Raw genomic sequence first — 9811 nt, 5'->3', positions numbered from 1 at the left:
TTGTTTTTGTGTCTGTGTGTTTTTTTTTCATTTTGTCTAGGTTGCGGTTCGCCGCTCAATCTCGCCGCGTCCCCGCCCCAGAGACGAACTCATCGAGGGGCCGTTCCTGTTCTGGAGCATCGACACGGGGCGGGGTCGGCACCGCTCTGCGCCGGATAGCCGGTTTCGGGCCGACTCCGCGGCGTTACCTCGATTGTGCCCGCGTGCTGGGGGAATGACGATCGAAATGTGTCCGCCGATCAACCGGGCAATCTTTCGGTAAATGCAATCGACACCGGAGGGTTATTTATTCGTAGCTCTGCGGCGATTCGTTTCGGCCCTTCAATGCAATATACCAAGACAGGTGGGATCAAACTGAGCCGTCGGGGTGTAGGTATGTGGCCTATGTCGATCCTCCTGGCTAGATAAGGGCTGTGAGCTGGCTCTTTGACCGTCTATAGCAGGAGTCGACAACATGATGTATAGCGCTGAAACCTTGTCCGTGAGGGGCTGCCCTCGAAGTTCGAGTGGTCCACTACTCGCGTGTTCTGTGTGCACTGGGGGAATGCTCGACCTCGTGATGCGGCGAGGTGAATGATGACCGAAGCGATTTTCGGATCCCGCTCGGGAATGAGCTGGCTACCGCTGTCTACCGCCGGGGAGAGCTCCCGAGCCATGCAGGACATGCTCGACCGGATGCGCACCTGGGCGCAGGACCATCTGACCCAGCCGCTGGACGAAATCGGCCGTGACGGTCCGGTCTGCCCGTATGTCGCGCCGGCGATGAAGCGGGACCTGATCTGGGTCGGCCGGGTCGCCGGTGCGCAACCGTGGCCCGCGTATGTGCGGCTGGCGCTCTCGGATGCGCTGGAGTTGTTCCCGAAGTTGTCACCGGACACCGGCGGTGCCGCGGTACTGCGCTGCATGGTGACGGCCCTGCCCGATCTGCACGACTACTCGCTGATCGACGACCTGCACGAGGAGCTCAAATCGGAGTTCGTGGAACGCGGCCTCATGCTCGGGCAGTTCTATCCCGGCTGTTCCCAGCCCGGCCTGTGGAACAAGGACTACCACCCGCTCGACGCGCCGATCCCGATGCTGGTGGTGCGCACGATGATGGCCACCGATTTCCCGTTCCTGCTCTCGCGGCCGGAGTACATGTCGGCCTACGTCAAGAAGTTCGCGCCCGCCCTGCCCGCGCATGTCCGCAACGTCGTGGTGGGCAGGCTCATGGATACCGGCTCCGAGGTACCCGAGTACCACATCGACGAGGAGCGGGTACCGGTGCAGGCCGGCGCGGGAAGACGACACCGATGACCCGCGAAGTGTCCGCCGCGCCGGTGACCGACCCGGCGGCGGTCGAGGAGTTTCCGCTCGCCGCCCAACTCCTGCGCGACGGCGCCGCCGTCGACGCTCCCGATCGAATCGTGCTGCCAGCGTCGTCGGCCGATTCCGCGGCGGACCTGGACCCCGCCGCACCGCTGCCTGGCGCCGACAACGAGGTCGGCGCCGGCACCGGAAGCCCGGCCCACTACCTGCGCGATCAGGCCACCAGATCGGCGTATTCGCGGTGCTCGGCGACGTACTTCTCGACATACCAGCAGGTCGGGATGATCTGGTAGCCGTTGGCGCGGGAATCGCGCAGCGCGTACTCGACGACATCGGCGGCGACCCCACGGCCACGGAATTCGGGGAAGGTCATGGTGTGGTGGAAGTCGCGGACCTTCGGATCCTCGCGTTCGGCGTAGTCGGCGTAGCCGGCGAGGACGTCGTCGAGGTAGATCTCGAAACGAGTGTCGGCGACGTTGTGCTCGAGCCTGGTGGTCATACCGGATGCTAACCCGGCGGCCCGGCCCGATGTTCCACTGGTGGCGCAGCGGGCGAAGCCCTCATCAGACCTGCGCATGGCCGGAGCGAAGGCGGAGGTACGCCTAGATGACCGCGCCGGGATTGAGGATGCCTTCCGGGTCGAGCGCGTCCTTGATGCGGCGGGTCAGCTCCATCACCTCGGGGCCGACCTGGTCGGGCAGCCACGCCTTCTTCAAGCGCCCGACGCCGTGCTCGCCGGTGATCGTGCCGCCGAGCGCGATGGCCAGGTCCATGATCTCGCCGAACGCGCGGTGCGCGCGGGCGGTGTTGTCGGGGTCGGTGGGGTCGTGCACGATCAGCGGGTGGGTGTTGCCGTCACCGGCGTGCGCGATCAGCGACACCAGCACATCGTTGCGTTCCCCGATGGCGGTGATGCCGGTGATCAGGTCGCCGAGCCGGGGGAGCGGGACGCCGACGTCCTCGAGCAGCAGCGGCCCGATCCGTTCCACCGCGGGAATCGCGAATCGCCGTGCGGCGGTGAAGGCTTCGCCCTCGGCGGGGTCTTCGGTATCGAAAACCTCTGTCGCCCCGGCCTTCTCGCACAGCGACACCATCAGCTTCGCCTCGTGCGCGGCGAACTCGCCCGGCGCGTCGGAGCGGGCGACCAGCAGCGCGGCGGCGGTGCGGTCCAGCCCCATCCGCATCTCGTCCTCGACGGCGTTGATCGCCACCGTGTCCATGAATTCGAGCATGGCGGGCCGCAATGTCGAGGTGATGGCCAGGATCGCGTCGGTGGCCGCGGTGAGCGAGCCGAAACTCGCGACGACGGTCGCCTGCGGCGGCTGCGCGGGCAGCAGCCGCAGGGTGAGCTCGGTGATCACCCCGAGCGTGCCCTCGCTGCCGACGAACAGCTTGGTCAGCGACAGCCCGGCCGAGTCCTTCAGCCGCGGTCCGCCCAGGCGCACCACGGCCCCGTCGGCGAGCACCACCTCCATGCCGAGCACGTAGTCGGTGGTAACGCCGTATTTCACACAGCACAGCCCGCCCGCGTTGGTCGCCGCGTTGCCGCCGATCGAGCACATCTCGAACGAGGACGGATCGGGCGGATACCAGAGCCCCTCCGCCGCGACCGCCCGCTTCACCTCCGCATTGAGCAGTCCCGGCTGCACCACGGCGGTCCGGGTGACCGCGTCGACACGGATCTCCCGCATCAACTCGGTGCTCAGCACGATCCCGCCGTCCACCGCGGTCGCCCCGCCGGACAACCCCGACCCGGCGCCGCGCGGCACGACAGGCACCCGCCGCTCATGCGCCCACCGGAGTGTGGCGACCACATCCGCGGTGCTGCGCGCCCGCACCACCGCGACCGGCGTCCCGGCATCGGGATCACGCGCCCAATCCTGCCGGTACCCCGCCAGCAGATCGGGATCGATGACCACCGCCCCCTCAGACACCGCGGAAATCAACGCATCGAGGTCAACCCTGCTCTCGTCCACCCATCAACGCTAACCCGCGCCACCCACATCGCGCGGGCACTCGCGATGGTCGATTGATCACCACGCTCTGGTGCAGGCATCGGCCCCGAGAAGCGACCGCCACCAGAGCGTGGTGATCATCCGACCAGTTTCGTGTTGGTGCGATGTGTTGCCGACCAAGTGAATATCCGCATGACTGTGATCCTGCGCGTTCGGTTGGTGTATACGGCGTCCAACCCGTCACAATGTCCCATAACGGGTGTGGTCGACAGCGATTCGCCGCCGCGCGCCCGGCGCGTTTCGAATTCCGCTCTACGGTGCGCCCGCTCGCGCATCGCATCAACCGACGCACCGCGTCGCACCGTATTTCGCCGGGAGGGCCGGAAGATGAAGGAACCGCAGGACCGCAGCGAATTGGTCGGCGCCCTGCTGGCCGCCGAGTGCGCCGACGCGGGGATCGACCCCGACGCGATGCACCGTGTCCACGCGGGCGAACACGAGGAATGGCTGTCGGCGCTGGAAGCGACGGGGATGTTCGGTATCCGTGCGCTGGCCGAGATCGCCGCCGAGTGGGCCGCCGACCCGCGCCTGCTGCGCGACGCACTCCTGGCCGAGGCGGACGAGTTCACCCGCCGCCGCTGCCTGGCCACGTGGACCACGCTCGACCGCGGTCCGGTCGAGCCCGTCGCCGCCCAAGCTCAGGCTGTCGCCCTGCCGCACTGAGTTCGGCTGCGGTCCGGGCGTGCCCGGCTGTGCGCAGGCACTCGCCCTGCATCACTGAGTCGGGCTGCGGTCGTGTCCGTCGGTGCGCAAGGCGCAGGCCGTTGTCGTGCCGCACCGAGTCTGCCGATCACCCGTTTGCCGTCTGCTCACCTCGGCGTCATGTCGCGCTGGCAGGCTGGCCCCGTGGAGCAGCACGCGAGTGTCACCGACTCGATGGCCGACCGGTTCACCCGCTGGTGCGAGGCCGTCGTCGCCCGTCTGCCGTTCGGGCTGAACAGGTATGTGCCCGCGACCTTCCTCGGCTTCGCCCTGATCAACAGCTTCACCTTCGGCGTCGACCTGCTCCTGCTGACGCTGCTGCACGAGGGACTCGACCTGCCCGTCTGGCTGTCGATCAGCCTGGCCTACATCGTCGCGTTCGGCCTCGCCTTCCTGCTCAACCGCACCTTCAACTTCCACTCCCACGCCCCGATGGGCAGGCAGGCCGCGGTGTACGCGGTCGTGGTGGTGGTGAACTACCTGGCGTTCATCCTCGGTGTCGGCTCCGGGCTGACCGCGCTGGGCGTGGAGTACCACGTGGCGCGGGTGCTGGCAGGCGCCTGCGAAGCGGTGTATATGTACTGCGCGATGCGCTGGATCGTGTTCCGGCGCAAGCGATCAGTGGATCCCGTCGGCGCCGGTCGATGACCGGCCGCGCAGCACCTCGGTGCGATCGCCGTCCACCAGGACGACATCATCGTCGGTGAGCGCCCAGTGCGCGACGCCCTCGGCCCGGCAGCGCGCCAGCATCTTCGCCGCCTCGCCGTCCGGATCGGTAGGCGAATCGAGGTGGACGACCAAGCGCCGATCCACCAATCCCAGTCCGTCCCACCGCGGTTCGACACCGGTGGCAGGCAGTACCTCGCCGGGATCGTCCACCGTCTCCAGCCCGTGCAGATCGGGCCCGAGCAGACAGGCTCCCGCGCTGTAGCCCGCGTAGACCAGCGCGTCCTCGCGCAGCAGGTCGGGCAGCACGGAATCGGCGCCGCTGCGGGCGAATTGGGCCCGCAGCACGAAGGTGTTGCCGCCGCGCACCCACACCATGGCGAACTCGCGCAACCGCCGCTCGAGCTGACGAGGCTGCCCCGCATAGTCGCGCAGGTCGACCACCTCGGGCGAATACCCTTGCTGCCGTAGCGGATTCACATCACTGGTGACCGCCGACGACCAGGCGTCGGGCCACGCGTCGAAGGCATTCGGGATCACCGCCACCCGGCCGGGTGTGCCGACGAGCCCGGCGAGCCGGTCGGCGAAGGCGCCGAACCGGTAGGACGCCAGGAACAGCCGCATCAGATGGTGAAGGCCAGGTTCTGCACCAGTCGCTCGCCGAGGGCGGTGTCACCCGAGACGGTGACCGCGTCCCGGTGCTCGGCAGCGGTGGTCCGCCCGCCACGCAACCGCGCGAACAACCCGGAATCCATGCTGATCACGGCGGTCGGTTCACCCTCGGCCGCGTCGAGCACCGCGCCGCGCCCGTCGACCACCGCGAGGTGGATCTGCCGGGTGACCGGACCACTGAGGTCGATGGTGATCCGCGAACCGTCGGGCGCCTTCGCGCCCTTCACCACGGCCCGGCCCAGACCGAGGGTGAGCTCGGTGAACGCGGTCTCCGCGCGCGCACCGCCTTCGGCCACGGTGCGGCCGATCCCGTCGGCCAGGTCGAGCTCGTGCATCCAGCAGTCGAACAGCCGCACCCGCATGAACCGCCCGTACGGAACCTGCCCGACCGGCGACACCGTCGGCGTCTGCCAGGCCTGCTCGTCCAGCGCGGCCAGCGCCGCGCGCCTGCGGTCGGTCACCTCGTCGAACAGGGCGAGCAGGCGCTTGCCGGAGAGCGGACGCAACCGGTCGACCCAGATCTCGTTCAGTACCGCGACCTCGTTGCGCACGTGCGGCAGCGTCCGCACATCGGTCTTGGGGCGCAACGGGTCATGCGGCGGCGGGGTGTCGCCGAGCAGCCACGACTCGGTGCCGACCACGTGCGCGACCACGTCGAACAGTGTCCAGCCGGGCAGCGGGGACGGCTTGCGCCACGCCTTCTCGTCGAGGTCGGCGACCAGGATCCCGATGGCCTCCCACTGCTGGGAGAGCAGGTCGGTGAGCTGCTCGCGATCGGGCGTGCGGTCGGTCATCCCTGTGCTCCTTCTGCTTCGCTCTGGTCGAGCGCGGTGATGCCGGCCCGGATCGCCGCTGCGGTCGCGTTCGGTTCGTGCGGCCTGCGCAGCAGAAAGCCCTTGGCGAAACTGAGTTTGTCACCGTGCTTGCGCGGCACCACATGCAGGTGGACGTGGCCGACGGTCTGGAAGGCCGCTGTGCCGTCGTTGAGAACGAGATTGGCGCCGTCGCTGGCCAGGCCGCTGCGGCGCAAGGCGCGCGCGAGCCGGTGCCCGGTGCGGAAGATCGTGGCACCGAGCTCGGGATCGAGATCGTCGAGTTCGGTGGCGTGCTGTTTGGGAACGACCAGCGTGTGCCCGCGGGTGATCGGCCGGATGTCGAGGAACGCGCACACCGCGTCGTCCTCGTAGACCTTGGTCGCCGGCGCAGCACCCGCCACGATCGAGCAGAAGACGCAGTCGCTCACAGCATCGACCCTACGGTGTGGCCTAGGTCGCGCAACAGCCCGAACCGCGCACCGGCATGACACGCGTCACGTTCTCCGCGCGAGCCGGACATTCGACCAGGATTCGGACGTCCAGGTAAGTACCCCACTCGAACGTGCGGTCTTGTCCGGCCCTACCTGCGGCGACGAATCTGAGTGAGGACGCGAGCTCGCGTCCGCCGGACGGAAAGGTCGTCAACTTGGCGAAACGGGTCGGCTCTGTCCGATTTCCCAGTGGGCGGTCCAGCTCTCCGATGTGACGGGCATCTCCGCTAGGCTCACCGCGAGCCGAGTACAGTTGCGAGGATTTAAGCCGATATTACTCGTAGGTAACTTCGGCTGACCCCGTTGTTCCCAGGCTCGAAGCCAGCACGAAAAGGAAGTCTGACTAGTGGAGACAACGCAAAACGTGGGCGAGGGTTCGCCGCGCGGCGCGCGTGTCGGAGTCGTTCGCGAGTCCGGCGCGGGTGAGCGGCGGGTCGCTGTGGTGCCCAAGATCATCCCCGCCCTGTCCAAGCAGGGTGTCGAGGTGGTCGTGGAAGCCGGTGCCGGCCTCGGCGCGCTCATCCCCGACGCGGCCTATGTCGAGGCGGGCGCGACCATCGGTGATCCGTGGTCGGCCGATGTCGTCGTCAAAGTGGCCCCGCCCAGCGATGCCGAGGTGGGCAAGCTGTCCTCCGGGCAGACCCTGATCGGGTTCCTCGCGCCCCGCAATGCCGAGAACCAGATCGGCGCGCTCAAGTCCGCCGGTGTGCAGGCGTTCGCGGTGGAGGCGATCCCGCGTATCTCGCGCGCTCAGGTGATGGACGCGCTCTCGTCGCAGGCCAACGTGGCCGGTTACAAGGCCGTGCTGCTCGCCGCGTCGGAGTCGACCCGCTTCTTCCCGATGCTGACCACCGCCGCGGGCACCGTGAAGCCGGCCACCGTGCTGGTGCTCGGTGTCGGTGTCGCCGGTCTGCAGGCGCTGGCCACGGCCAAGCGTCTGGGTGGCCGCACCACCGGTTACGACGTGCGCCCCGAGGTCGCCGATCAGGTGCGTTCGGTCGGCGCGCAGTGGCTGGATCTGGGTATCGACGCCGCCGGTGAGGGCGGCTACGCCCGCGAGCTCACCGAGGACGAGAAGGCCCAGCAGCAGCAGGCACTCGAAGACGCCATCAAGGGTTTCGACGTGGTGATCACCACCGCGCTGGTGCCGGGTCGTCCCGCGCCGCGTCTGGTCACCGCCGCCGCTGTCGAGGGCATGAAGCCCGGCAGCGTGATCGTCGACCTGGCCGGCGAGACCGGCGGCAACTGCGAACTCACCGAGCCCGGCGAGACCGTGGTCAAGCACGAGGTGACTATCGCGTCGCCGCTGAACCTGCCCGCGACCATGCCCGAGCACGCCAGCGAGCTGTACTCCAAGAACATCGCGGCGCTGCTGGAACTGATGCTGGTCGACGGCAAGCTCGCGCCCGATTTCGAGGATCAGGTGCTGGCCGATTCCTGCGTGACCCGTGAGGTGGAAGCCTGATGTACACCGAACTTCTCGCGAACATCGCGATCCTGGTGCTGTCCGGATTCGTCGGATTCGCCGTCATCTCCAAGGTTCCCAACACCCTGCACACCCCGCTGATGTCGGGCACCAACGCCATCCACGGCATCGTCGTGCTCGGCGCGCTGGTGACGCTGGGCAACGTCAAGGACCCGTCCCTGCTGGTGCAGGTGATCCTGTTCGTCGCCGTGGTGTTCGGAACGCTGAACGTCATCGGTGGTTTCGTGGTCACCGACCGCATGCTCGGTATGTTCAAGGGCAAGAAGAAGGCGGCCGAATGATGCACGCAGTCGACAACATGACCTACCTGGTCAACGGCCTCTACATCGTGGCCTTCTCCATGTTCATCTACGGCCTGATGGGCCTGACCGGCCCGAAGACCGCCGTGCGCGGCAACCAGATCGCCGCGGTCGGCATGGGCATCGCCGTGATCGCCACGCTGATCTCGGTGCGCCACGCGGACATGATCAACTGGATCCTGATCGGCGCCGGCCTGGTCGTCGGTGTGGCGCTGGGTGTTCCGCCCGCTGTCCGCACCAAGATGACCGAGATGCCGCAGCTGGTCGCCGCGTTCAACGGTGTCGGTGGTGGCACGGTCGCGCTCATCGCGTGGGCCGAGTTCATCGACAGCTCGGGCTTCTCCCAGCTGCACGACGAGCCCAACATCCACATCATCATCGGCTCGCTGTTCGCCGCGGTGATCGGTTCGGTGTCGTTCTGGGGCTCGATCATCGCCTTCGCCAAGCTGCAGGAGATCCTGTCGGGCAAGCCGATCGGCATCGGCCGTCTGCAGCAGCCGCTGAACCTGCTCCTGCTCGTCGGCGCGATCGTCTGTGCCGTGGTGATCGGCCTCGGCGCCGACAACGGTGGCGTCTCGCAGCTGTGGATGATCGGTCTGCTCGTCCTCGCCGGCATCCTCGGCCTGATGGTCGTGCTGCCGATCGGCGGCGCCGACATGCCGGTCGTCATCTCGCTGCTCAACGCGCTGACCGGTCTGTCGGCCGCGGCCGCGGGCTTGGCGCTGAACAACACCGCGATGATCGTCGCGGGCATGATCGTCGGCGCGTCCGGCACCATCCTGACCAACCTCATGGCCAAGGCCATGAACCGCTCCATCCCGGCCATCGTCGCCGGTGGTTTCGGTGGCGGCGGTGGCGCGGCCGGTGGCGGCGCCGATGGCGAGAACAAGCAGGCCAAGGCGACCTCGGCGGCCGACGCCGCGATCCAGATGGCCTACGCCAACCAGGTCATCGTGGTCCCCGGCTACGGTATGGCCGTGGCCCAGGCCCAGCACGCGGTCAAGGAGATGGCCTCCCTGCTCGAGGGCAAGGGTGTCGAGGTCAAGTACGCGATCCACCCGGTCGCCGGTCGCATGCCCGGCCACATGAACGTGCTGCTGGCCGAGGCCGAGGTCTCCTACGACGCCATGAAGGAAATGGACGACATCAACGGCGAATTCGGCCGCACCGACGTCGTCCTGGTCATCGGCGCCAACGACGTCACCAACCCGGCCGCCCGCGAGGACAAGACCAGCCCGATCTACGGCATGCCCGTCCTCAACGTCGACCAGGCCAAGAGCGTCATCGTGCTCAAGCGCTCGATGAACTCCGGCTTCGCCGGCATCGACAACCCGCTGTTCTACGCCGACCACACCTC

General features: G+C 67.8%; 12 protein-coding genes. 7 read left to right on the top strand and 5 right to left on the bottom strand.

Going from position 1 to position 9811, the window contains the following annotated elements:
• Nucleotides 1-576 precede the first annotated feature (576 nt).
• Both ACFWPJ_RS15690 and ACFWPJ_RS15685 read left to right on the top strand, forming a co-directional pair.
• The gene (locus tag ACFWPJ_RS15690) at nt 577-1296 is read left to right on the top strand and encodes a DUF6875 domain-containing protein (protein ID WP_378851789.1); all 720 of its coding nucleotides are present in this window, start codon (nt 577-579) and stop codon (nt 1294-1296) included.
• Complete coding sequence (locus ACFWPJ_RS15685; RefSeq protein ID WP_378851787.1) at nt 1293-1601, top strand: hypothetical protein; 309 nt, start codon at nt 1293-1295, stop codon at nt 1599-1601. Before ACFWPJ_RS15690 ends, ACFWPJ_RS15685 begins: the two co-directional genes overlap by 4 nt.
• Here ACFWPJ_RS15685 and ACFWPJ_RS15680 read toward each other — a convergent pair.
• Both ACFWPJ_RS15680 and ACFWPJ_RS15675 read right to left on the bottom strand, forming a co-directional pair.
• A complete protein-coding gene (locus ACFWPJ_RS15680; protein WP_378851784.1) occupies nt 1523-1807 on the bottom strand; it encodes a GNAT family N-acetyltransferase in 285 nt (94 codons plus the stop codon). The two genes, ACFWPJ_RS15685 and ACFWPJ_RS15680, sit on opposite strands and share 79 nt — an antisense overlap.
• Nucleotides 1808-1910: 103 nt before the next feature.
• Nucleotides 1911-3284, bottom strand: coding sequence for an FAD-binding oxidoreductase (locus ACFWPJ_RS15675; protein WP_378851781.1), 1374 nt, complete (start codon nt 3282-3284; stop codon nt 1911-1913).
• 366 nt (nt 3285-3650) lie between these two features.
• On the opposite strand from ACFWPJ_RS15675, the gene ACFWPJ_RS15670 reads away from it, so the two are divergent.
• Both ACFWPJ_RS15670 and ACFWPJ_RS15665 read left to right on the top strand, forming a co-directional pair.
• Nucleotides 3651-3986, top strand: a complete 336-nt coding sequence (locus ACFWPJ_RS15670) for a hypothetical protein (protein ID WP_378851777.1) — start codon at nt 3651-3653, stop codon at nt 3984-3986.
• A gap of 159 nt (nt 3987-4145) precedes the next feature.
• On the top strand, nt 4146-4673 hold the full coding sequence (locus ACFWPJ_RS15665) for a GtrA family protein (protein ID WP_378851774.1): 528 nt from the start codon (nt 4146-4148) through the stop codon (nt 4671-4673).
• Here ACFWPJ_RS15665 and ACFWPJ_RS15660 read toward each other — a convergent pair.
• From ACFWPJ_RS15660 to ACFWPJ_RS15650, 3 genes are read right to left on the bottom strand one after another with little or no spacing between them, the layout of a single operon-like run.
• On the bottom strand, nt 4644-5315 hold the full coding sequence (locus tag ACFWPJ_RS15660) for a Type 1 glutamine amidotransferase-like domain-containing protein (protein WP_378851771.1): 672 nt from the start codon (nt 5313-5315) through the stop codon (nt 4644-4646). The genes ACFWPJ_RS15665 and ACFWPJ_RS15660 overlap by 30 nt on opposite strands.
• Nucleotides 5315-6157, bottom strand: a complete 843-nt coding sequence (locus tag ACFWPJ_RS15655) for a maleylpyruvate isomerase family mycothiol-dependent enzyme (protein WP_378851768.1) — start codon at nt 6155-6157, stop codon at nt 5315-5317. Before ACFWPJ_RS15655 ends, ACFWPJ_RS15660 begins: the two co-directional genes overlap by 1 nt.
• Nucleotides 6154-6606, bottom strand: coding sequence for an HIT family protein (locus ACFWPJ_RS15650; RefSeq protein ID WP_378851765.1), 453 nt, complete (start codon nt 6604-6606; stop codon nt 6154-6156). Before ACFWPJ_RS15650 ends, ACFWPJ_RS15655 begins: the two co-directional genes overlap by 4 nt.
• 409 nt (nt 6607-7015) lie before the next feature.
• Here ACFWPJ_RS15650 and ACFWPJ_RS15645 point away from each other — a divergent pair, with 409 nt between their 5' ends.
• The 3 genes from ACFWPJ_RS15645 to ACFWPJ_RS15635 form a co-directional block, all read left to right on the top strand.
• Nucleotides 7016-8134, top strand: coding sequence for a Re/Si-specific NAD(P)(+) transhydrogenase subunit alpha (locus ACFWPJ_RS15645; RefSeq protein ID WP_378851762.1), 1119 nt, complete (start codon nt 7016-7018; stop codon nt 8132-8134).
• Nucleotides 8134-8436 (top strand): NAD(P) transhydrogenase subunit alpha, encoded by a 303-nt coding sequence (locus ACFWPJ_RS15640; RefSeq protein ID WP_056818017.1) that lies wholly within the window; start codon nt 8134-8136, stop codon nt 8434-8436. Before ACFWPJ_RS15645 ends, ACFWPJ_RS15640 begins: the two co-directional genes overlap by 1 nt.
• Before the next feature lie 17 nt (nt 8437-8453).
• Nucleotides 8454-9811 (top strand): NAD(P)(+) transhydrogenase (Re/Si-specific) subunit beta (locus ACFWPJ_RS15635; protein WP_378851792.1); only part of this gene is annotated, 1358 nt, incomplete at its 3' end.

Source organism: Nocardia sp. NPDC058497 (assembly GCF_042720195.1).
In the GTDB taxonomy this organism is placed as follows: Bacteria; Actinomycetota; Actinomycetes; order Mycobacteriales; family Mycobacteriaceae; genus Nocardia.
Note: the sequence above shows the minus strand (reverse complement) of the source record. Positions and strands in the feature narration are given on the sequence as shown.